20 protein-coding genes and 1 pseudogene are annotated in these 22,173 nt (G+C 46.3%); 9 read left to right on the forward strand and 12 right to left on the reverse strand.

Annotated features, from left to right (window positions below):
- Positions 1-130 precede the first annotated feature (130 nt).
- The 3 genes from ITG12_RS22020 (at position 131) to ITG12_RS22030 (ending at position 5,660) form a co-directional block, all read left to right on the forward strand.
- Positions 131-1,849 carry an efflux RND transporter periplasmic adaptor subunit gene (locus ITG12_RS22020; protein ID WP_248873993.1) on the forward strand — a complete coding sequence of 573 codons (1,719 nt, stop codon included), beginning with the start codon at positions 131-133 and terminating at the stop codon, positions 1,847-1,849.
- A gap of 2 nt (positions 1,850-1,851) precedes the next feature.
- On the forward strand, positions 1,852-5,061 hold the full coding sequence (locus tag ITG12_RS22025; protein WP_248873994.1) for an efflux RND transporter permease subunit: 3,210 nt from the start codon (positions 1,852-1,854) through the stop codon (positions 5,059-5,061).
- A gap of 77 nt (positions 5,062-5,138) precedes the next feature.
- On the forward strand, positions 5,139-5,660 hold the full coding sequence (locus tag ITG12_RS22030) for a cupredoxin family protein (RefSeq protein WP_248873995.1): 522 nt from the start codon (positions 5,139-5,141) through the stop codon (positions 5,658-5,660).
- Between the two features lie 81 nt (positions 5,661-5,741).
- On the opposite strand, the gene ITG12_RS22035 is transcribed toward ITG12_RS22030, so the two are convergent.
- Positions 5,742-6,269 carry an autotransporter domain-containing protein gene (locus tag ITG12_RS22035; protein WP_248873996.1) on the reverse strand — a complete coding sequence of 176 codons (528 nt, stop codon included), beginning with the start codon at positions 6,267-6,269 and terminating at the stop codon, positions 5,742-5,744.
- Positions 6,270-6,419: 150 nt separating this feature from the next.
- Between ITG12_RS22035 and ITG12_RS22040 the strand changes: the two genes are divergently transcribed.
- The gene (locus tag ITG12_RS22040) at positions 6,420-7,328 is read left to right on the forward strand and encodes a LysR substrate-binding domain-containing protein (protein WP_248873997.1); all 909 of its coding nucleotides are present in this window, start codon (positions 6,420-6,422) and stop codon (positions 7,326-7,328) included.
- 118 nt (positions 7,329-7,446) lie between these two features.
- On the opposite strand, the gene ITG12_RS22045 is transcribed toward ITG12_RS22040, so the two are convergent.
- Together ITG12_RS22045 and ITG12_RS22050 are read right to left on the reverse strand one after the other, a co-directional pair.
- The gene (locus ITG12_RS22045; RefSeq protein WP_041056864.1) at positions 7,447-7,977 is read right to left on the reverse strand and encodes a hypothetical protein; all 531 of its coding nucleotides are present in this window, start codon (positions 7,975-7,977) and stop codon (positions 7,447-7,449) included.
- Between the two features lie 110 nt (positions 7,978-8,087).
- On the reverse strand, positions 8,088-9,419 hold the full coding sequence (locus ITG12_RS22050; protein ID WP_104048483.1) for a ferric reductase-like transmembrane domain-containing protein: 1,332 nt from the start codon (positions 9,417-9,419) through the stop codon (positions 8,088-8,090).
- A 212-nt stretch (positions 9,420-9,631) separates the two neighbouring features.
- Between ITG12_RS22050 and blaCARB the strand changes: the two genes are divergently transcribed.
- From blaCARB to ITG12_RS22070, 4 genes are all read left to right on the forward strand, one after another.
- On the forward strand, positions 9,632-10,483 hold the full coding sequence (gene blaCARB, locus ITG12_RS22055; RefSeq protein ID WP_038865209.1) for a CARB/PSE/RTG family carbenicillin-hydrolyzing class A beta-lactamase: 852 nt from the start codon (positions 9,632-9,634) through the stop codon (positions 10,481-10,483).
- Between the two features lie 129 nt (positions 10,484-10,612).
- The gene (locus tag ITG12_RS22060) at positions 10,613-11,128 is read left to right on the forward strand and encodes a TetR/AcrR family transcriptional regulator (RefSeq protein ID WP_005435424.1); all 516 of its coding nucleotides are present in this window, start codon (positions 10,613-10,615) and stop codon (positions 11,126-11,128) included.
- Positions 11,128-12,186 carry an alcohol dehydrogenase family protein gene (locus tag ITG12_RS22065; protein ID WP_248875072.1) on the forward strand — a complete coding sequence of 353 codons (1,059 nt, stop codon included), beginning with the start codon at positions 11,128-11,130 and terminating at the stop codon, positions 12,184-12,186. The genes ITG12_RS22060 and ITG12_RS22065 overlap by 1 nt, the downstream gene beginning before the upstream one ends.
- Positions 12,187-12,296: 110 nt before the next feature.
- Entirely contained in the window at positions 12,297-13,310 is a 1,014-nt protein-coding gene (locus ITG12_RS22070; RefSeq protein ID WP_248873998.1) for an IS110 family transposase, read from the forward strand.
- A 279-nt stretch (positions 13,311-13,589) separates the two neighbouring features.
- Here ITG12_RS22070 and ITG12_RS22075 read toward each other — a convergent pair whose 3' ends face one another.
- From ITG12_RS22075 to ITG12_RS22105, 7 genes and pseudogenes are all read right to left on the reverse strand, one after another.
- Positions 13,590-14,162 carry an N-acetyltransferase gene (locus tag ITG12_RS22075; RefSeq protein WP_248873999.1) on the reverse strand — a complete coding sequence of 191 codons (573 nt, stop codon included), beginning with the start codon at positions 14,160-14,162 and terminating at the stop codon, positions 13,590-13,592.
- A gap of 7 nt (positions 14,163-14,169) precedes the next feature.
- Positions 14,170-15,333 (reverse strand): MerR family transcriptional regulator, encoded by a 1,164-nt coding sequence (locus tag ITG12_RS22080; RefSeq protein ID WP_248874000.1) that lies wholly within the window; start codon positions 15,331-15,333, stop codon positions 14,170-14,172.
- A 144-nt stretch (positions 15,334-15,477) separates the two neighbouring features.
- Positions 15,478-15,876: an NUDIX domain-containing protein gene (locus ITG12_RS22085; RefSeq protein WP_248874001.1), complete on the reverse strand. Its 399-nt coding sequence runs from the start codon at positions 15,874-15,876 to the stop codon at positions 15,478-15,480.
- 19 nt (positions 15,877-15,895) lie between these two features.
- Complete coding sequence (locus ITG12_RS22090; protein ID WP_038865199.1) at positions 15,896-16,411, reverse strand: GNAT family N-acetyltransferase; 516 nt, start codon at positions 16,409-16,411, stop codon at positions 15,896-15,898.
- A gap of 130 nt (positions 16,412-16,541) precedes the next feature.
- Positions 16,542-16,901 (reverse strand): annotated as a pseudogene (locus ITG12_RS22095) (VOC family protein); the annotation flags it as partial.
- Between the two features lie 115 nt (positions 16,902-17,016).
- Entirely contained in the window at positions 17,017-18,423 is a 1,407-nt protein-coding gene (locus tag ITG12_RS22100; RefSeq protein ID WP_248874003.1) for a cytochrome-c peroxidase, read from the reverse strand.
- 367 nt (positions 18,424-18,790) lie between these two features.
- A complete protein-coding gene (locus ITG12_RS22105; protein WP_095760490.1) occupies positions 18,791-18,943 on the reverse strand; it encodes a hypothetical protein in 153 nt (50 codons plus the stop codon).
- A gap of 303 nt (positions 18,944-19,246) precedes the next feature.
- On the opposite strand from ITG12_RS22105, the gene speG reads away from it, so the two are divergent.
- Positions 19,247-19,777 (forward strand): spermidine N1-acetyltransferase, encoded by a 531-nt coding sequence (gene speG, locus ITG12_RS22110; RefSeq protein WP_248874004.1) that lies wholly within the window; start codon positions 19,247-19,249, stop codon positions 19,775-19,777.
- Between the two features lie 82 nt (positions 19,778-19,859).
- On the opposite strand, the gene ITG12_RS22115 is transcribed toward speG, so the two are convergent.
- Together ITG12_RS22115 and ITG12_RS22120 are read right to left on the reverse strand one after the other, a co-directional pair.
- Positions 19,860-20,657, reverse strand: a complete 798-nt coding sequence (locus ITG12_RS22115; RefSeq protein WP_248874006.1) for a hypothetical protein — start codon at positions 20,655-20,657, stop codon at positions 19,860-19,862.
- Positions 20,658-20,819: 162 nt separating this feature from the next.
- Complete coding sequence (locus ITG12_RS22120) at positions 20,820-21,941, reverse strand: outer membrane protein transport protein (RefSeq protein WP_248874008.1); 1,122 nt, start codon at positions 21,939-21,941, stop codon at positions 20,820-20,822.
- Between the last annotated feature and the right edge of the window lie 232 nt (positions 21,942-22,173).

Genomic DNA, 22,173 nt, shown 5'->3' on the forward strand with positions numbered 1-22,173 from the left:
AGGCGGCAAACGAGAGAATCCCATGAGCACTTTCCCTAACAAACTAAGGGATCTTCTATGTGATTTGGGTGAACGAGAGCAGGCAACAACGCTGTAGCGTCAAATGTGAAGGGGAAAATAAGGTAAAACAATGAAAACATTTAAGATTGCAACCATCGCGCTGATTGTTGGTGGTGCTTTAGGGTTTGGTGCTAATCATTTTCTTACGGGCTCGGCTCACGACATGAGTGCGATGGGTGGCGAATCTGCTGCAAGCTCTAATGATCCGCTTTACTGGGTTGCCCCAATGGATCCGAATTACAAACGCGACAAACCGGGTAAATCCCCAATGGGCATGGATTTGATTCCGGTTTACGCAGAAGACCTATCCGGTGAACAAGATGCACCAGGTACAGTGACTATTGACCCTTCAGTAGAAAATAACCTCGGGGTTAAAACCGCAAACGCGACACTACAGCAGTTGTCACCACGCATCGAAACCGTTGGTTATATTGCCTTTGATGAAAGTCTGTTATGGCAAACCAACGTTCGTGTGGCGGGTTGGGTAGAAAAACTCTACATCAATGCCGTGGGTGAGAAAGTGAAGAAAGGCGATGTGCTGTTCACGCTCTACTCTCCAGAACTGGTTAAAGCACAAGAAGAGTTGCTGAATGCGTACCGCACTGGCCGCAAAGGTCTTGTAAAAGGGGCGACCGAACGCTTGGTAACGCTTGGGGTTGACCGTGCTCAAATCAAATCCATTACTCGTAGTGGTAAAGCATCGCAAACCATTGAAATCAAAGCTCCTGCTGATGGCGTTATCGCGAGCTTAAACGTGCGTGAAGGTGGCTATTTGTCCCCTGCTCAAGCGGTGATCAGTGCAGGTCCTTTGGACAATGTTTGGGTTGATGCAGAAGTCTTTGAGCGTCAAGCGCACTGGATGAAAGCGGGTTCTCAAGCCACGATGAACCTTGACGCGATTCCGGGCAATGAATGGCAAGGTGTCGTAGATTACGTGTACCCAATCCTCGATCCGAAAACACGTACGTTGCGTGTGCGTCTTAAATTCCCTAATCCAGATGGCGCATTGAAGCCAAACATGTTCGCCAATATTGCCTTGCAGCCTGTTACTGACGACGCAGTATTAACGATTCCTAAATCATCAGTTATCCGCTCTGGCGGTATGACTCGCGTTGTTCTGGCTGAAGGCGACGGCAAATACCGTTCTGCTCGAATTGAAGTTGGCCGTGAAGCTGGCGAACAAATTGAAGTATTACAAGGACTTAAACAAGGCGATAAGATCGTTACTTCATCTCACTTCATGCTCGACTCTGAATCAAGCCAGTCGGCGGATCTGTCTCGCATCAATGGTGTAGAAGCAGCGGCGGAAACAGCATGGGCCAAAGGTGAGATCACAGACGTAATGAAAGATCACCGCATGCTGACCATCAACCACCAGCCGGTACCAGAGTGGGATTGGCCGGGCATGGTAATGAACTTCACTTTCGCAGATGGCGTTGAAATGGGTGACTTGAAAAAAGGTCAGGCTATCGAATTTGAAATGCAAAAGACAGAGTCCGGTCAGTACCAAATCGTTGACTTTAAGGCAGACAACAGCGTCATTGCAGCAGAAGTTTGGCTAACTGGTGACATCACGATGCTGATGGCTGATTTCGGCATGATCACCTTAAACCACCTACCGGTTGCAGAATGGAACTGGAATGCTGGCGAGATGAACTTCTCTGTGGGTGAAGATGTTGATCTATCGGGTTTTGAAGAAGGACAGAAAGTTCGATTTCTAGTTGAAAAACAAGGATCTGACTACGTTCTTAAACAGCTAGTTCCTGCAACAGCAGCCGTCGAGGGTTAATTATGATCAATGCTATTATTCGTTGGTCACTGAGCAACCGATTCCTAGTGTTGGTCGCGACCTTAGCCCTTGTATTAGGCGGACTTTACAGTGTAAAGAATACGCCTGTTGATGCGATTCCGGATCTTTCTGATGTGCAAGTGATCATCAAGACAAGCTATCCGGGTCAAGCTCCTCAAGTCGTCGAGGATCAAGTTACTTACCCACTCACCACCGCCATGCTTGCCGTGCCGGGTGCTGAGACGGTTCGTGGCTACTCCTTCTTTGGTGACTCTTACGTTTATATCATTTTCAACGATGATACCGACATGTACTGGGCACGTTCACGCGTATTGGAGTACTTAAGCCAAGTAGCACCAAAGCTACCACCGAACGCAAAACCAACCCTAGGTCCTGATGCAACGGGCGTGGGCTGGGTTTACAGCTACGTATTACAAGACAAAACCGGCAAGCATGATTTGGCGGATCTTCGCAGCCTGCAAGACTGGTTCTTGAAGTACGAATTGCAAACCGTTGATGGTGTCTCTGAAGTCGCTACCGTGGGCGGTATGGTGAAGCAGTATCAAGTGCAGATTGACCCTGCCAAGCTGCGTGCTTACAACCTCACTCTGCAACAAGTGAACATGGCAATCCAAAACGGTAACCAAGAAACCGGCGCGTCCGTTATCGAAGTTGCGGAAGCTGAACACATGGTTCGTACCACGGGTTACCTAACCAGCATTGAAGACATCAAATCACTGCCTCTAAAAGTCACTGAGAAAGGCACGCCGTTGCTACTAGGCGACATCGCTGACATTAACCTTGGTCCACAAATGCGCCGTGGTATCTCAGAGCTGAATGGCGAAGGTGAAGCGGTCGGCGGCGTTATCGTGATGCGCTTTGGTGAAAACGCCAGTGAAGTGATTGCAAAAGTCAAAGACAAACTCGCAGACCTACAACGCAGCCTACCAGAAGGCGTGGAAATTGTTGCAACCTACGACCGCTCTACTCTTATCGATTCCGCGGTAGAAAACCTATGGAAGAAGCTTGCAGAAGAGTTCATCGTCGTTGCGATTGTGTGCGCGTTGTTCTTATTCCACATTCGTTCTTCGTTGGTTATCGCTCTGAGCCTACCGGTCGGCATTCTCACTGCGTTTATCGTGATGCATTGGCAAGGCATCAACGCCAACATCATGTCCTTGGGTGGTATTGCGATAGCCATCGGTGCCATGGTGGATGGTGCGATTGTTATGATCGAGAACGTTCACAAGCACATTGAACGAACGCCACTGACCGACAAAAACCGCTGGCAAGTGATTGGCAAAGCCGCAGAAGAGGTCGGCGCACCGCTGTTCTTCTCATTGCTGATCATTACTCTGAGCTTCGTGCCTGTGTTCGCCTTAGAAGGTCAAGAAGGCAAGATGTTCTCGCCACTTGCGTTCACTAAGACGTACGCTATGGCCGCGGCAGCAGGTTTAGCAATCACGCTCGTCCCTGTACTTATGGGTTATTTCATTCGCGGTAAGGTGTTACCGGAACACAAAAACCCAGTTAACCGTGGCTTGGTCGCGTTGTACCGTCCGCTGTTGAACACCAGCTTAAAATACCCTAAGACCATGATTGTTATTGCATTAGGTCTAATGGCGTCGGCTTACTACCCAACCAGTAAACTGGGTAGCGAGTTCATCCCGCCGCTGGATGAAGGCGACTTGATGTACATGCCAACGACCTATCCGGGTATCTCGATTGGTAAAGCGCGTGAGCTTCTACAACAAACCAACAAGCTGATCAAAACCGTTCCTGAAGTGAAAACCGTATGGGGCAAGATTGGCCGAGCTGAGACCGCAACCGATCCAGCGCCACTCACCATGATTGAAACCGTGATTCAGTTGAAGCCACGCGATCAATGGCGTGAAGGGGTAACAACCGAGTCACTGCGCAAAGAGTTCGACAAGCTGGTTCAGTTCCCTGGTCTTACTAACGCTTGGGTAATGCCTATCAAAACGCGTATCGACATGCTGGCAACAGGCATCAAAACCCCTATCGGCATTAAGATCGCCGGACCCGATCTGAAAGTGATTGAAAAGATCGGTTCTCAGTTGGAGCCAATTCTTAATGGCGTACAAGGCACAGCATCGGTTTACGCAGAACGTGTAGCAGGTGGTCGTTATGTCACGATCGACATTAAGCGCCGTGCCGCAGCGCGTTATGGCTTGAGCATCAAAGACGTTCAGCAGGTGATCTCCACCGCGGTGGGCGGCATGAATGTGGGTGAAACCATCGAAGGCTTGGAGCGTTACCCAATCAACGTTCGTTACCCACAAGACTACCGTGATTCAGTGGTAAAACTGCAAAACCTACCGTTAGTGACACCCAATGGCGCTCGTATTGCACTGGCTGACGTAGCGGACATTCGTTACGAAGACGGCCCTCCAATGATCAAGACGGAAAACGCGCGTCCGAATGGCTGGGTATTTGTCGATATCGATGGCCGTGACCTTGGCTCTTACGTCGTGGAAGCGCAGCAAGTCGTGGCCGATCAACTTGAGCTTCCTGCGGGTTACTCGCTGGCTTGGTCTGGTCAATACGAATACATGGAGCGTGCAAAAGACCGCTTGAGCGTCGTGGTACCAATCACCATCGCCATCATTATGCTGCTGCTTTACTTCAGCTTCCGTAGTGTCGGAGAAGTGATGATCATCATGCTTACCCTTCCGCTCGCAATGGTCGGTGGTTTATGGCTCATGCATATCCTCAACTACAACTTCTCGATTGCCGTTGGGGTCGGCTTTATTGCCCTAGCAGGTGTCGCGGTTGAAATTGGGGTCATTATGCTCGTCTACCTCAACCAAGCATGGCACTACAAAAAACTCGATGCAGAAGAGAGCAAACAGAAGCTTGAGGCAAAAGACTTAACCGATGCCATTCGTGAAGGTGCAGGCCTGCGTGTTCGCCCAGTAATGATGACGGTACTGACGGTCATTATTGGCCTTATTCCGATCATGTACGGCGAAGGGACAGGGTCAGAAGTGATGCAACGTATCGCCGCACCAATGATTGGTGGTATGGCATCGGCACTGCTGCTGACGTTGTTGGTGCTTCCAGCCATCTTCAAGCTGTGGAAACAACGCGAGTTGCGCTCAGGCAACTCAACTCCTAGTCAAACAAACACGCAAGCTGGCAACCAAATCGAAAACGCCGACAGCACAGATCGCACTGGTAACAAGGCTTAATCCCTACCTTCCCCTCAAACATGCCGTTTTGAGGGGAAGCAACCAAGTTATTAATGAATTAAAACAAGGATATAAAAATGAAAAAGACACTAATCACTCTTGCTCTAGCCCTAACAACAACGACTGCGTTTGCCCAAATGGATCATTCAAACATGGACCACGACAGCATGAAGATGGACCACAGTAAAATGGACCATTCAAACATGATGGATATGCCGGGCATGTCGGCAGTTGGTATGCCAGCAAAAGGGACAAAGCCAGACAAAGTGGTACACGTTATCTTGGGTGATGACATGACCATCAAGTTCAAGAAAGACGTTAAAATTGAGCCAAACGATGTGGTGCAGTTTGTGGTGATGAACACAGGTAAGATCAACCATGAGTTCACAATCGGTTCTGCCAAAGAACAGCTAGAACATCGCGAAATGATGAAGACAATGAGCGGTGATCACATGCACGACTCGGGCAACTCTGTGACGGTAGAACCGGGTAAAGCGAAGCAGTTGTTGTGGCATTTCCACGGTGACAACAACGTTGAGTTCGCGTGCAACATTCCGGGCCATGCAGAAGCGGGCATGACGAAGAACATTACGCTGTAAATCGTACTTGCAAACCAAAAAGGAGCTGACATTTCAGCTCCTTTTTTCTCTCTGAATCCATGCTTACGTATTAGCATCGGCTCAGAAGTTATAGGCTGCCATGACTCGAACCGCCATCTCATCTTCCTCCGATAAGCTGATGTCCTCGTCAATTTTGTAGCCTTCAACAATAAGACCAACGCTAGCAATATCGACTTTGACGCCTAAGGTTGGTTCAAAGTTGTTTTGGCTGTCTGTGTCGACATACTCACCCGTCTCTTCTTCAAAATACTCAATCTCGACATTGTTGTAATTCAACCCGATACGCGGCGTTATCGCCAACACATCGTTTACGCGAATTTCGTAGCCCAACGCAGTATGTAATCCCCAAACTTGCTTCTCTGCCCAATGCGTGCCGAAATGCTCTCGCTCACCGCTATCTATCGGTGCATTGAAGCCGAGTGACCAATTGATATTGGGTAACACTTCTGCACCCATCTCTACACTCAAGACCTCATGCTTATCCAAAAAAGTCACGCCACCCGCGATAAAGGGTTCTCTCTCTTCTGCAAACACTGGAGCGCTAAGCAAATGCACCAAAATGAATAAGCCAACCAGATCTTTAAGCATGACACCTCCGAGCAATGAATACGTCGATTTACCACTCTCAGAATACGTGGATTACGTGCGCATTTTTGACGGTTAAGAAGCTCAAATTTGAACCTTTGAACACCACACAATGTCGTAACCAACGACGTAAATTTATGCTTAAGGCGCTTTGTGAAACACTCCATAGACCTCAACCTGTATCGCTTTTTAAACCTGATTTTTGAACAAAAATCGATGCCTAAAGTGTGTCATACACTCGATATCAGTCGAGCAACATTTAATCGCCAATTAGCCGAGTGCCGAGTGTTGTTTGGAAATGAGTTGTTTATCGCCAATAAGGGGCTTTACCAACCTACGTTGTTTTGCAGCCAACTGATGAGTCTTATTGAAGAACCGCTTGAACAGCTAGAGTCAGTACAGACTCAAATCAATGTACTTGAAGCCGCCTCTCAACCAACGCAATTTCGTTTCTTCGTCCCTAATCCTCTTAGTGCTCTTCTAACCACTCCTTTACTAGAGTTGCTTGAGCAACATGAAAATGTTGACGATTTTTCTATGGTTGACTGGAATTTAGACGGCATTGAGTTTCCCAAAGCAGGGTCACTTGCAGTTGGGATTTCAGGTTACCCTTCGGTGATGAATGAGCGTGTGGTAGAAAGAAAAATTGGCGAACTTGGCCTGTATCTCTATACCTCAAAGAGCAATCCACTCTGGCAAGCAGAACAAATTGATATTCTGCGCTTACAAAGTGAAAAGTTAGTACGAGTATCCATGGGCGCGCTCGATGATGCAATTTACTATGAGAGAGTGAAACGTCAGTTGGGTTTCGCGCTAACCAAACGCCTCACCGTCCCCTCTGTTCATGCAGCGTTAGACTGGCTAACTAAAACCGATTACGTGATGATTTGCTTTACTTTGCCTGACTCAGTGTTACCACAAAACATCAAAAAGATTCCGTTGATTCAAAACAATCAACAGATGTATTTCGATATTGGTTTGCAATTTCACCGTGGCTATTATCAACACCCAACGATAGTGAAATTAGAAAAGCACCTATCCGATATTCTCAACGATTTGTAACTTCAATGGTCATTACTGGCATACTGGACATACAAAAAAGCCGCCCGGTACAGGCGGCAAACAAGCAGTGTGTGCAGTAAAAATAAAACGACAAAAATATAAAGGTCGATGAAAAACGTTAGAAGTTGAAGCTCAACGTAGCGCGAACCACATCTTCTTCAAATTCTTTACCATTGATCGGGTTAACCGCTGAGTCGTTGATCTTACCGTAATCAACCGTTAGGCCAACCATGCGCCAGTTAACCGTACCGCCAACAGAAGCGTAAACACTATCAATGTTCATGCTCTGGCCAGAGTGAGTGCCACTATTGATATCAACGTCCGCATTAAAGTAGTTGATACCAAGCTTAGGAATGATATCGAACTCAGCAATTTCAAAGCGGTAACCAATGTTCGCGTACATACCCCAAGCGTCCTGATCGTTCTTTACGGGCATATCAATTGCGTCAGAACCAACGAAAATACCACCACCAGTGACGATGTTGTTGCCCACATCACGGCTGTAACCCAAGGTATACATTTCGTGGTCGCCAACAAAGGTCGCACCCGCTTCAATCGAATTATTACGTCCTTCTGCCAATGCGTGGCCTGAAGCGGTCACAGTTGCCAATGTTGTTAGCGCTAGAATGCGTTTTGATGTGATAGTCATCTTTACTCTCTCGGTTTGGATTTGCTTATTACCCTACCCATTTCTGAATATCGAAATTGAGGCTTAAAAAGCTCACCACTGAGCTAACTTATGACTAACAATCTTGACACTTAGCGCATAATAAATAGCTCTTCGTGATAACTCTGCTCAATATTAAATTGATGCGCATCCAGCTCTTTTTTCAGTGTTTTTGAGAACGCTTCTGGTCCACAGAAATACATTTCATACTGGTTCAAATCACCACACTGAGCAGCAATACGTTCAGCATTCAAACGTGGCGATGTCATGGTATCTATCACATGCAGTTTGACGCTTGCTTGGTGCGCTAAGTGCCAAAGTTCATCAACCAACTGGCCGTCGATACCGCGACTGCAGTAAAACAAATGAACGTCACTAGTTTGCGCTTGCACTTTCAATGCTTCCAAAGCGGCAAAGAAAGAAGCAATCCCTACCCCACCAGCAATCCAGATTTGAGGTTTCTCTAAATCAAATTCCAAACGTCCGTAAGGCCCCTCGACCATTACAGCATCGCCCGCTTTTACGCGCTCATACAAGCCGGTAGTAAAATCGCCTAGCTCTTTGATTAGGAAGCGTAATTCATTGCTTTCACTGCCAGATACGATAGTAAACGGATGGGCATCTTCATCACCAAAGCGTAAGTAAGCAAATTGCCCCGCCTTGTGACCTTGCCAAGACGCATTTGGTTTCACGACCAATTCCATCACTTCAGCTAGAGGGAAATAACGTGTCGACGCCACAACCGCAGAATGTTTATTACGGCGACCAACGAAGCCAAACAAACTGTAAAGTGCGGCAACCGAACCGACGACTGCAAAACCAACAGTAAGATAGTAAACAGGCTCGCCCCAATACGCGCGTTTGAGCAGCAGTACGGAGTGAATCGCGATCAGCAAATACGCCACCGACATAAAGCGGTGCGATAGTTTAAAGGGTTTGTATTTCACTGCTCCCCATAGAGAAACCACCAGCAAAACCAACAGCATGTAGAAGCCCCACTCACCCATGCCTTGAGCAAGGTCGCGCAGACCATGAACCCAAGCTTCGATTCCAGAGAGGTTACCCTCAGGCCCAGCACCTGTGTGTTTCTCTGGTCTTGCTAATACACCAGACATGACTAGCCACTTCGGCACTTGATACCAAAGCCAGTGCGCCAGACCTAATGCAACGCCACCGATACCGAGCCATTTGTGGGCTCGATACGCTTTGTCCATGCCGTGTAGCCAGTTTTCAACCACAGGAAGACGCATTGCCAACACCATGGTGATCGACATCAGCATCAAAGACAGAATGCCTGAATATTGGATCATGGCAGATCGCCATTCAAAGACATTGGTAGAAGAGAAAAGCTGCGGTTCCATCGCAAACCATACTACGGACATCGCGGCGATCATTGCCCAGATGAGGTTGCGGAATGTTTTCATGATTGGTTACTCGGTTAATCGACAACTTTACTTTAGCGCTTCACATGTAAAGCAACGTCAATAAGAGTAAAAGCGGGTAAAGCTCGACATATGCAAGGATTCCTACAGAAAAAAGACAATAATCTAACAGTCATTAGAGTATTCACTCGTTATAGTTCCGGCTAAATTCGCCAAGGTGCGAACTGGAATAAATAACACTAAGAAAATCAATAATGAAAAAGCTATTTCTGCTACTCGGATTGTTAGTCTGTTCGAGTGCAACATACGCCGCCAAACTGAACGAAGACATCTCTGCCATCGAACAACACATCGCGGGTCGAATCGGTGTGGCGATTTGGGATACACAAAGTAACGAGCATTGGGATTACCGAGGCGATGAACGCTTCCCGATGATGAGTACCTTCAAAACTCTTGCCTGTGCCACAATGCTGAATCAAATGGACACCGGAAAGCTAGATAAAAACGCCACTGCGAAAGTCGAAGAACGTAACATGGTGGTATGGTCACCTGTAATGGATCGTATGGCAGGTCAAACCACCCGCATCGAACACGCGTGTGAAGCAGCGATGCTCATGAGTGACAACACCGCAGCAAATATCGTATTACGCAGCATTGGTGGTCCACGAGGGGTCACGCTCTTTTTACGCTCTCTTGGCGACAAAGCGACGAGGTTGGACCGTTTTGAGCCAAGACTGAATGAAGCCAAACCAGGCGATAAGCAAGACACCACAACACCTAACGCCATGGTAAACACTCTGCACACTCTGCTAGAAGGCGATGCGCTATCTTACGAATCTCGCATCCAACTTAAAATTTGGATGCAGGATAATAAGGTTTCGGATCCACTTATTCGTTCAGTCCTACCGAAAGGTTGGTCGATTGCCGACCGCTCTGGCGCTGGCGGTTTTGGCTCTAGGGGCGTGACAGCGATGATTTGGAAAGAGAATCATAAGCCGATTTATGTCAGCATCTATATCACAGAGACAGACTTGTCATTGCAAGCAAGAAACCAAGTGATTGCTCAGATCAGTCAATTGATTGTCGACCAATACCAAACTTATTAGATCTAACTCAATGATTTTAAACGGAGCCTTTGCGCTCCGTTTTTTTTATTTCTCGATTTACATTGACACAAGTAGAACGATCGCTCTACCCTAAAAGTAGAACAATCATTCTACTCATGAGAAGACGCTATGTTGAAAGAACAGATCGCTGCCAGTTTAGAGCAAGCTTTTAGCGAGCTTGGATTTGCCGAGCCTAGTGTGGCACAGCTCAAGACTGCCTGTGGCGTTAGCCTACGCACCTTGTACAAGCATTACCCATCTAAGGAAGACATGATCGTGGCCGCGTTAGAACACCGCCACCAGCGCTACTTAAACTTCCTGCTGGATAACTCGCCACAAGCCGGGCTAGAAGCGACTCAGCACGTATTCAACAAGCTCAAACAATGGATGGAAGACTACGCACCGCATGGTTGCATGTCGATGAACGCGATTGCGGCATTTCCCGAGCACGACATCATCAACCAAACCGTGAAAGCACACAAAGAAGACGTTCGACAATTTTTGGGTAAACAGAGCCTTCGCCAAGACCTCGCCACGCAGCTGTTCTTATTGCACGAAGGCGTGTCCAGCGCTTGGCCAGTACTGGGTAACGAGGCTCTGAACTCTGCGCAACAAGCTGTTTTAAGATTGCTAAAGGAAGATTAATCATGACAACGCTACCAACCACAATGAAAGGTGTTCTATTGACCGGTCACGGCGGACCAGAAATGTTGGAATACCGCCAAGATATTCCTGTCCCAACACCAAAAGAGAATGAAGTGCTGATTCGTGTATCCGCTGCAGGCGTGAACAATACCGATATCAATACGCGTATTGGCTGGTATTCAAAAGGTGACAATGACAGCGAGGATGCAAGTTGGAGCGGCAATGCACTGGTTCTCCCACGTATTCAAGGCGCTGACGTCTGTGGCGAGATCGTTGCCGTGGGTAGTATGGTGGATGAAGGCCGCATAGGTGAACGCGTGCTGATTGAACCTTGCTTGAGCGATGTAAATGGCGAAACCATTAATCCACCTTGGTACTTTGGCTCAGAATGCGACGGTGGTTTTGCAGAATACACCGTGGTCTCAGCTAAGCACGCCTACCAGCTAAAGACGGATTTGACTGACGTTGAACTTGCTTCTTTCCCATGTTCGTATTCAACGGCAGAAAACATGCTCACGCGCTCTCGTGTTGCCAAAGGAGATCGTGTCCTGATTTCTGGTGCTTCTGGCGGGGTCGGCTCTGCGGCGATTCAACTTGCCAAAGCGCGTGGTGCCACCGTTATTGCCATCACAAGCCCAAGCAAAAATGAACAAGTGCTGGAGTTGGGCGCAGATGAAGTCGTGCCACGTAATACAAATCTTGTTGAAGCGCTTGGCAGTAACAGCGTCGATGTGGTGATTGATTTGGTTGCTGGCGACCAGTGGCCACAGTTCCTTGAAGTCTTGCGCCCGAAAGGTCGTTACGCGGTATCAGGTGCCATTGGCGGCGCGATGGTTGAGTTAGACGTGCGCACTCTGTACCTCAAAGATCTCAGCTTCTTTGGTTGTACCGTCCTTGAGCCTGAAGTGTTTGGAAACTTGGTTCATCATATTGAACAAGGCAACATCAAACCATTAGTCGCACAGACATTCCCACTGGAAGAAATCAACCAAGCGCAAGCGGCATTCCAAGAGAAGGGACACGTGGGCAAGATGGTCCTTACCGTGAAGACCTGGTAGAACGCATTAAAAAGCCCCTCTGCAAGTTCATCGCAGAGGGGCTAATTATATGGTCCGCCTCACTCTCAAGCCCTACGCTTAGAGTAGGCTCTCAGAACGAGGTGAACCATATGTCTACCATTCACATCTTAGGTATCGATTTAGGCAAGCACTGCTTTCATGCGGTTGGCAACAATCACACTGGCAAAGACGTTATTCGCCGTAAGTTTAGTCGAAGCCAACTACTCCGTTTCTTATCTGTACTTGAACCTACCATCATCGCTTTTGAAGCCTGTGGTGGTGCTCACTGGCTTGCGAGAAATTGTGAAGCCTATGGGCATCGAGTTCGACTTATCCCGCCTCAATATGTAAAACCTTACGTCAAAGGTAATAAGAACGACTTTATTGATGCTGCTGCGATAGCAGAAGCAGCGAGTCGACCGAACATGAGATTTGTCTCTGCCAAATCGGAGGAAGCTCAGGTAATCGCAGCTATCCATCGAGTCAGGGATGGTTATATAAAAGAACGAACGGCTTGTATGAGCCGAATTGGAGCAATACTACTTGAGTTTGGGCTGAGTTTTCCTAAAGGCCATGCCAAGATGAAAGCGCTATTTCAGTGGTTGGCCGAGCAAGATATAAAGCTACCACCGAGTCTGGTCGCTGAGTTGCTCTCGATTCATGAGCACTATAAATACCTAAATGAGCAAGTATCTACTCAAGATAGAAAACTGAAAGCGATTACTGAAAATAATGAAAATGCCGAACTTTTGAAGAGTATTCCTGGTATTGGTGATTTAACAGCAACGTTGTGTGTGGCCAATATCAGTTCTCCTTCAAACTTTGGTGGAGGTCGCGAGATGGCTGCATGGCTAGGACTCGTTCCTAGGCAGTATTCAACGGGTGGTAAATCAAAGCTATTAGGCATGAGTAAACGAGGGAACAAACACCTTCGCGCTCTATTTATACATGGAGCGAGGTCCGTGCTATCTAGGATAGAAACAACAGGAAAAGTGTTTGGAGATTGGTTAGTCAATTTACGAGCAACAAAGCCGTTTAATGTAGTGGTAGTCGCACTTGCCAATAAGCTAGCAAGAATAGCTTGGGCGGTGTTGTACCACCGCCAAGCTTTTAAGGCTGTATAGCCATAACCAAGTTTGCAACGCCAATGAACGTGATGACAAAAACGGTCGAACGGCCAGATTAGTAACCTGATACAAAAAATAGCACCTAGTTGCTTTGGGGCTTTTAAGGATAATCTGGCGCGGATATCATCGTGGAGCGGGGAAGTTAATGTTCCCAACGTGGACTCCGAATACATTAGCGCAAACCAACTCCGTTATTACTAAATTGTAGTTGCAATAACGGGGCGGACCATACATTTTCGTTCAGGTCAGGCCAACCAATTGCCGGAGCTTCATGAGTTACCAGTAAGCAGGGCTATCCAAACCTTGCACACAAGAGGATGTGCCTTGGATTGGCGTCAATTCACCTGCAAGTGATTGTGCCAACCAACCATGTGGGAAGCTCAAAGTATGAGGCGCTTTGAACTGCGCTTCCGTCACTTGTTGGAAACCAACGCGCGAATAGAAGTTAGGATCGCCGTAGGTAAACACCAACTCGATACCTTGCTGTTTCAAGTATTCAAGGCCAAAGTTGATAAGGGCTTGTCCTACGCCTTTGCCTTGGCACTCTGTTAGTGTTGCCATTGGCGACAATAAGTAACCCACTTCACCATTCTCAAAGCGTAGCGGTGTAAACAACACGCCTGCGATCAAGCGTTCACCTTGTTTCGCAACAAAGCCTTTCAATTCTTGATCTGACGTTGTAGTTAACAAATCGCCGACTAATGCGCCAATGGTTTTGCCTTCTGCTTCGCCTTCAGAATCAGAAAAGGTTTGAGTAAACAAAGCGATCATCTCGCTGCTCATACCTCTCTCATACTGAGAAAGTGTGTAGTTAGATTTTTGAGTATTTTGATTTGTTGTTTCGTTCATTTTTCTATCAATCTTTTTGTAAGATATACATCTGATACGCCACTTCATTTCCACGGCGTTTAACGATATCTAATTCAACTTGTATGTCTTTTAATGCTTGTGATGCTGGCATCTCAGCTTTCAAACTTTGCACACGCTCATCTAAAGGAACGTAGTAGTTATCCCATGCCTGTTGGCTAATTGGGAACGTCTCTAACACTCGGTAGCCTGCTGCTTTCGCCTGCTCAATACGCTTCTCGACACTGCCCACATCTGGGTATTCTTTTTGCCAAAACGCCACCGTATCTTCACTTGGTGTATCCGTGTTCCAAACCAAATCGCTCACCACTAAGATACCGCCGTCCTTAAGCAATGGGCGCCATGCTTTGAATGCATTCTCCACACCCATGATGTAAGCACTGCCTTCCGCCCAAATGACATCGGCCGAGCCTTCTGCAAATGGCAGTTCTGTCATGCTCGCACACACCGTGGTGATATTGTCATTTAGACCAAGAGCTTGTGCTTTGCCTTGCAAGCGTTGCAAAGACGGCTCGTCATTATCGACCGCTGTGATGTGTGCATGTTTTGCCAAAGTACGAGTCGCAATGCCCTGCCCGCACCCGATTTCCAATATTTCATCAGGCTGAGTTGGTAATAGGCCCAATGCTTTCAACGTATCTTGCTCTGAACCTGGCCCCCAAAACTCCAAGGCTTCAAATACGCGGAAGAAGTCCGCCATGTAGTCGTCGTGAGTATTCATATCTTTTGATAACCAACGTAAGTGAAGGGCTTCTTTCTCGCTAAAACCTTGCGTCATTAGCCATTTCAAGTGCGCATCCGGCGCGACTTCATCCAACGATTCATGCCAATCGGTTAACGGTGTTTCACCAAGCAGCGCTGCCAAGAGCTGTCGCGATTTCTGCTTTTGCTCAATCTCTTCATCGAGCTGTTTGAGTCTTTCCAACATCAACTGGCGATCTACTTTGGCTTCCAAACAAGCTTTACACTCCTTGAGCGTCAGTCCGCCACTCTGCAATTGCTGGATCAAACGCAAGCGTTGTAGATCCGCATCGCTGTAAGCGCGATAGCCGTTGCTTAACCGTTGCCCTTTGATGAGCTCAATCTTCTCGTAATAGAGCAATGTGGTGCGAGACAAACCCAGCATTTCTGCCAGTTCCGATATCCGATACATGTAATTTTCCTCAGCGCTGATGAAAGCATCTTAAACTGTAGAGTTATAGACAGGTCAACATGAATTGTAGAAAAAGATTCAAGAAGTAAAACGCCCACAATACGTTCGCATTGTGGGCGTTTTTATTCTGGCCGAGATTTAGCGTTATTTTACTCGTCCTTGCTCAACCAAGCTCGGGAAGACCTCATTGCGGAAAATCGTGCTTATCGCGATATCATCCACGTTTGAAGAGTCTACCCATTGGTACTCTTCGATTTCGTTACTGGCAACCACCTCGCCCGAATAATCATTTACGAAGAACACATCCATGACCAAAGTAATGCCGTCTTTATCGTGTGCAGGCGCCTCAAAGCGACCAAACAGCGTCAAGGCACCTTCCTTCACGGCAATGCTCACTTCTTCTTGAAGTTCGCGACATAACGCTTGCTCTGGCGTTTCGCCACTATCCAGTTTTCCACCCGGCGCATAGAAGGTGTCTTTGCCTTTTGAGCGCAGCACTAACAACGCGCCGTCTTTAATGATGATACCTGCTGACTTGTGCATCTTGCTTTCCTTCTAGGCGTTAGAGAAACTTCTCGATCATAACTTCATTGATGTACTGGCCGTTAACTTTGGCGTGCTTCTTTGCAGTGCCGACCACTTCAAAGCCATGTTTTAGATACGTTGCGAGCGCGTTGGGGTTGTCCTCTCGAACATAAGCAAACAACTTTTCATAACCTTTGGATTTAGCATCGGTAAAGGTGGCGGTAAACAGCGCTGAAGCGACACCTTGTCGACGGCACTTGGCATCGACGAACGTACCAATAATGCCAACGTGAGCGAATGCCTTGGTATAACTGGCGAAAGGCTCTACGTTTTGGAAACCCAGTACGGCGCTCTCATCCTCATCCGCTTCTTTTACATTCAATGCCACATTGAACACACCCGTTTCAGGAAAGCTTTCAATGAAGCCTTCTTCCTCTTCTGGGGTGAAGGTGGTATCAAGGATTGTGTATAAGCCCTCTTCTATGATGGGATTGAGAACTTCGGTAATGCCTTGAGCGTGCTGTTTTTGTGCCTTTGTGACGACAACTTTCATAGTATTTTTCGTTCTTTTTATAGGGATGAAATAGGAGCTCGATTATCTTCTATCTTGATCGTAAAACCAATGACCTAGCGATCGTTCGATCAGTAAATACCCACTGACTCATCCTATAGTTAACACCATATAAATAAACCACCGCTTCGATGTTGTTACCATCGGGATCATAAAAAAACGCTGCGTAGTAATTGGGCGCATAGTGTTCACGTAAACCTGGCTCTCCATGACAAGTAAACCCAGCTTCGATACCTGTTCTATGAAAAGCCTCGACGGAAGCCTTGTCATTCGCTTTAAACGCAATGTGGCAAGGGGCACTTTGGTCACTCTTTTCTATCAGGAAACGCGTATTGGACTCACCAACTAATCCAAAGCCTGCCGCTGCTTCGTCCGACCATTTTAGTTCGATGCCCAAAGTGATAAGCACCTTGGAGTAAAAAGCGACACAGGCGTCAAAATCCACAACTTTAATTTCAAAATGATCAATCATATCTATCCCTACTTGATTGAATTTGTTCCATAAAAAAGACCACCTTAATCAAAGGTGGTCTCGATTGCGAAGTCTATCGTTTTATCGGTAACAAACTTGTTGGTTATGCCCTAGCTTAACTTAAAGGACGGCCTTCGTAATCGCCCGTCAGTGTTTTTAAGAACGCTTTGATGGCATCAACTTCTTCATCCGACATTTCCACTCCGACTTGGTATTTACCCATGTCGTAGATGGCTTTTTCTAGCGTATCGGCATGTCCATCGTGGAAGTATGGCGGTGTCAGTTCAATGTTACGCAAGGTTGGCACTTTGAACTTGTGCTTATCTTCTTTGTTGCCAGTGAAGTTGTAACGACCAAGGTCTGCATCCGTCATGTCAGTACCACGCTCAGCAAAGTAATCCGCTTTCATGCCCATGGTTTCAAACGTTTCACCACCCATCGCTTCACCTGCGTGACAGGTTTGACAATCGTACTTCTTGAACAACATTAAACCGTATTTCTCGTGCGAGTCCAGCGCTTGAGTATCACCCATCATGTATTGGTCGAAGCGGCTATTTGGTGTGGTTAGGGTTTTCTCAAATTCGGCAATCGCATCCGTAATGTTGTTGCCATTAATCTCACCTGAGTAAACCTTTTTGAACATCGCAACCATTTCTGGGTCTTGGCTTAACTTGTCGACGATTTCATCCCAATCCACAGAACCCATTTCAATAGGGTTAAACGGAGGACCACCCGCTTGGTCTTGCAGATCCGCAGCACGGCCATCCCAGAATTGCAGTTTGTTGTACACAGCATTAAACACGGTTGGCGCGTTGATGCCACCCACTTGGCCATGAATACCAACAGATGTTACGAGTCGGTCCACGCCGCCTGTATCAAGGCTATGGCATGACGCACATGAGACACTATTGTCTCCTGATAGTCGCGTGTCGTGATAAAGCACCTTACCTAATTCAGCCTTGTCTGCATCGGTTTCGAACGTGGTGTAAATTGGTTGTAGAACTTTGGTTTTACGTTCTTCAGATACCGGAGACTGGGCATGACGGTCAGCGCGCTTCTCACGAATCCACTTCAACAAGGTGTGCTTTTCGTCTTTGGACATGCTCGCTGACCAGTGCATCGTGAGATAGATAGGCGGCGGCATTGAATCGTCGTACAACACCTTTTCTAAACGAGCTAATGCGACTTCAGAGACAGGATCATTCTGCTTCACGTCGTCAAACAGATTGGTCATATCAAAGTGACGCATGGCAACACGAACATCAGCTTCCATGATTTGTTTTGCTACTGGCATTTCTGAGTAGAAAGGCATTTCGCTGTTTGGCGTATGACAATAACCACAGCCTTTGTCTGAGAGCACCTTCATTGCTTGATAATCTAGCGTCGATTTATCCAGAGAACTGAACTGCACTAACTGTTGTTGAGCCACTTTTTGATCGTCTTGCTTCACCATGTAGACAGTACCTAAGTAAGCCACTAAGCCTGCTCCAACGATCCCTAGCGTAATTTTCTTTTTATTCATAACTTTCCCCTAATCCGTTGCGGCGAAAGTTATTGAAATACCGATATTTTTAAAAATGGGAAAAAGGAATAGATATTAATCGAATATTTAGATGAGAAGCGGATTTAACATCTAATAGTTTTTAAAACAGACACTTGCCGACGAACGTAAAAAATACAACATAAAAACAACAACTTAAAACTAGAACTTTTATTGATATGAGTCAAAAATGACGGGAGCTCCAATATATTAACCAAACATATTAAATTCGATTAAAAATAATTCAGAACGAAATAAAGTAAGAATGGTGGAAGGGGTAAAGGAAAATAATATAGGCACAAAAAAAGGCAGCTCGTAAGCTACCTTTTTTGCAAGTCAGCAAATTAAATTATGCTTTCTTAACGTCTTTAGCTGGGTAAGTTAGCGTTGCTTCGCCAGCTTTAACGCGTACGTAAAAACCGCCGCTGCTTAGACCTGTAACAACCATTTCACCAAGATCGATACCTTTAGTAGCTACTACTACGTCACCGATTGAAAACATATTTAATACCCTGTTTATGTAGATTATGACCTTAAGTCGTTGGCGGTATTTAAGCTGAAATCGCCCCCTTAGCCTAATCAGGTTTTTTGTCGTTATGATTAACATTTATTATTGTTATACGCCTTGTTTTTCAAGGCTTTGTTAAGGTTTGATAGAGATCGCTTTTACGCATTCAGCTTCGCATAAGTAAAGGGGAGATTTCCCCCTATTACGCTATGATGAGGTTAACCAAACCAAGTCATTCTCGCTAAAACTTAGTTTCTTGAGGCAACTTGGATATCGAATCCTATTGGGAGAAAGACAATGAGAAATGGACTCACAATTCGCGCTTTAGAACGTTCTGATTTGCGTTTTATTCACGATCTCAACAATAACCGCAACATCATGACGTATTGGTTTGAGGAACCGTATGAGTCGCATGATGAATTAGAAGAATTGTACAGAAAGCACATTCATGATGATGCAGAACGTCGCTTTGTAGTAGAGGATGAGCAAGGCGTACTTATTGGCCTAGTAGAGCTAATTGAAATTAACTATATTCACCGTAGTGCCGAGTTCCAAATTATTATCGCCCCTGATCATCAAGGTAGAGGTTACGCGGAAGAGGTCATTAATCGTGCACTTGATTATTCGTTTTCAATCTTAAACTTGCACAAAATTTATCTATTGGTGGCACTCGACAACGAAAAGGCGATTCATCTCTATGAGAAATGTGGCTTTATTGAGGAAGGTCATTTAGTGCAAGAGTTCTTCATTAATGGCAGCTATAGAGATGTGAAACGTATGTACATTTTGCAAAATCAATTTCGTACAAAATTTGAAATTGACCAATAAGCGCAAATCCCTTTCACACGGTTGGGTGAACGAGATTGGACATACCACTCGTGAAGTAGCGAGTGGTATGACACATGCTCGATTATTCAAACTGATATTGGTATGAGAAGATGATACGCTTGTCAGGGTCATCGAGATAAGTGTTGTTGTCCATGGCAAACGTCATCACATTAAAGGAGTGACGTTTCTGCACCAGATAGCTCATGCCTACTCCACCAAAAACGCCTTGGTAATTATCCCCTTCACTGTTTTCCGAACCGTAAGATCCACCAGCAAACCCCATCAACGTTAGTTGCTCTGTTAGGGGTTTCAATGTGAATGCTCCCAAATAACCGCTACTGCCTGAAGAGTTCATCATGTTGAACCCATTCTCTGGGCTAGGTGTGCCAGTAAAACCAGGGGCTGAACATGCACTGCCCTCTGCGCCATCACAAACTGGCACATCGCCATCGTTATAGGTGTAGCCTGCCATTGGGAAGATCTGAAAGCCTGCTGGCTCGATGCCAAAATAGCTCAAAGGTACAAAGGTTCCAACACTGTAATTGGTTTGGTCTGCGCCATTGGTGTATTCATTCTTACCAAAGTTGAAGTTCACAATACCAACGGGGAACAACCACGAACCGCCCACACGCCATTCACTGGCATCATCATTGATGCGAACGTTAATTTTACGCGCTTCATCTAATGCCAGCGAGCCAGAGAATGAGATGTTCTGGTCATCAAAATCATAGTTGTTGGAATAAGATGCCCCAAACTTAGTGATAACCTTAGTAGGGTCATCGGCTAATTTGTTTTTGTTCTCTTTGGGAACGCGTTCGCTAGCCAGAGCCGACGAGCTTAAAACTAACGCTGCACATGCCAGCCAAAACGTGTTGTTCATTTCAAATTTCCTCGACGAATTCGTTTTCGTCTTTTTACTTTGTGCTTTTTGTTCAGTTTAATTGATACCGTCCCGCTACAAACAAAAACGGCGGTAAGCCTAGGACGTGCTTACCGCTGCTTTTCGTTGTATCGCTAATCTAGTGATTGCGTTAACGCCGGATTATTGGTTTTTCCAGCTGTAGCCAATGCTCAAGAAGTACAACGCTGGATCATCAAAGCTTGCAATCGTGTTACCCGCTCGACCTTTCACTTCAGACGATTCAATCAAGGTCGCTTCAAAGGCAACTGAAACCGTGCTTGCTTCATCAATCTTGTAATCAATGCCCGTACCCAGACGGTAAGCGTTGCCAGTTGGGATAGTCAGATCACCGTTGGATTGGTCTGTGTACATGCTTGAGTCAAAGGCGAAACCTGCATTCCACATCACTTTGCTATTAACCTTGTACTGTGTACCCAAAGCAATCTGGTAGGTGTCTTGTGTTTCTACATCCATCAGTGTTTGGTAAGCACTCCAATCTTGCCAGTTCAAGTTACCCATCACCGCCAGTTTGTCATTGAGCTCATGGTAAGCACTGAATACCAACTGCTGAGGCGCAACGGCACTGGTCGAGAAGTCTTTATCATCGAATTCGAACTCAGTTTCATTCGAGTAAGACAGACCTAAGCGAGTACCTGAATTCAACTCATACAGCACACCAACGCGGCCATTGACTTGAGTTTCAGTATCTTCAATGCCACCAGCGATTGCCGTACCATCAACTTTGACATCCATATCTAAAATGCCGTAATGGATGCCCAATGCAGCACCTACAGACCATTGATCATTAATACGGTATGAAGCAGAAGGTTGAACCGTCACGGCCTGAGTAATTGCATTAGGAATATCAATACGGCTGAACAGCTTGTCGTATTCCAGACCCAAGCCGTAGTTGCCGTACATACCAATACCAAGCGTCCACTTATCGTTCACTTGTTGGCTATAAAACGCAGAACCAAGTGGCACGTAACCAATGATGTTACCTGCGTCACCGCCACCAAGTGTGTCCAGTGTTGTGTCGCCATACAAGCTGATCAAGTGACCTGAAAATGACTGACCCGCCACATTAGACAAACCCGCAGGGTTCGCCGCCATGACCGAGGCATCCTGCGCTCTTGCCGCCATACCCGCAGACGCTAAACCAATGTCTGTGGTGGAAGTCTCATACAAATATAGACCTCCTGCTTGCGCTGCTGCACACGAGATGAGGGACCCCACAGCAACTATTTTGGTAAGATTTTTCATACTAAAACCTATAAGTATGTTAGGAGAAAACCCGTACTGCGGCGTTGGTTGTATATCAGTGAAAGGACTGACCATCACACACAGCACAGGCAATTTGTGGATTGAATGAGAAATAAAACCGACTAAGCGATTAGTCTTTCTTCTATTTTTGTTTTCATCTTGTCGCCTGAAATAAAACCAACGACGAACGCGCTTAAAATTTGATGCGCCTTGTTATTTCCACTTAATGTGT

This window comes from Vibrio sp. ED002 (assembly GCF_023277445.1).
Lineage (GTDB): Bacteria > Pseudomonadota > Gammaproteobacteria > Enterobacterales > Vibrionaceae > Vibrio > Vibrio jasicida.

Bases quoted from the DNA above. Each gene is read 5' to 3' on its own strand.
- ITG12_RS22120 (WP_248874008.1), bottom strand. From the start codon at position 21,941: ATGAAAAATCTTACCAAAATAGTTGCTGTGGGGTCCCTCATCTCGTGT.
- ITG12_RS22090 (WP_038865199.1), bottom strand. From the start codon at position 16,411: ATGAAAGTTGTCGTCACAAAGGCACAAAAACAGCACGCTCAAGGCATT.
- ITG12_RS22060 (WP_005435424.1), top strand. From the start codon at position 10,613: ATGTTGAAAGAACAGATCGCTGCCAGTTTAGAGCAAGCTTTTAGCGAG.
- ITG12_RS22030 (WP_248873995.1), top strand. From the start codon at position 5,139: ATGAAAAAGACACTAATCACTCTTGCTCTAGCCCTAACAACAACGACT.
- ITG12_RS22075 (WP_248873999.1), bottom strand. From the start codon at position 14,162: ATGAACGAAACAACAAATCAAAATACTCAAAAATCTAACTACACACTT.
- blaCARB (WP_038865209.1), top strand. From the start codon at position 9,632: ATGAAAAAGCTATTTCTGCTACTCGGATTGTTAGTCTGTTCGAGTGCA.
- ITG12_RS22100 (WP_248874003.1), bottom strand. From the start codon at position 18,423: ATGAATAAAAAGAAAATTACGCTAGGGATCGTTGGAGCAGGCTTAGTG.
- ITG12_RS22025 (WP_248873994.1), top strand. From the start codon at position 1,852: ATGATCAATGCTATTATTCGTTGGTCACTGAGCAACCGATTCCTAGTG.
- ITG12_RS22070 (WP_248873998.1), top strand. From the start codon at position 12,297: ATGTCTACCATTCACATCTTAGGTATCGATTTAGGCAAGCACTGCTTT.
- ITG12_RS22085 (WP_248874001.1), bottom strand. From the start codon at position 15,876: ATGCACAAGTCAGCAGGTATCATCATTAAAGACGGCGCGTTGTTAGTG.
- speG (WP_248874004.1), top strand. From the start codon at position 19,247: ATGAGAAATGGACTCACAATTCGCGCTTTAGAACGTTCTGATTTGCGT.
- ITG12_RS22020 (WP_248873993.1), top strand. From the start codon at position 131: ATGAAAACATTTAAGATTGCAACCATCGCGCTGATTGTTGGTGGTGCT.
- ITG12_RS22035 (WP_248873996.1), bottom strand. From the start codon at position 6,269: ATGCTTAAAGATCTGGTTGGCTTATTCATTTTGGTGCATTTGCTTAGC.
- ITG12_RS22045 (WP_041056864.1), bottom strand. From the start codon at position 7,977: ATGACTATCACATCAAAACGCATTCTAGCGCTAACAACATTGGCAACT.
- ITG12_RS22050 (WP_104048483.1), bottom strand. From the start codon at position 9,419: ATGAAAACATTCCGCAACCTCATCTGGGCAATGATCGCCGCGATGTCC.
- ITG12_RS22105 (WP_095760490.1), bottom strand. From the start codon at position 18,943: ATGTTTTCAATCGGTGACGTAGTAGTAGCTACTAAAGGTATCGATCTT.
- ITG12_RS22115 (WP_248874006.1), bottom strand. From the start codon at position 20,657: ATGAACAACACGTTTTGGCTGGCATGTGCAGCGTTAGTTTTAAGCTCG.
- ITG12_RS22080 (WP_248874000.1), bottom strand. From the start codon at position 15,333: ATGTATCGGATATCGGAACTGGCAGAAATGCTGGGTTTGTCTCGCACC.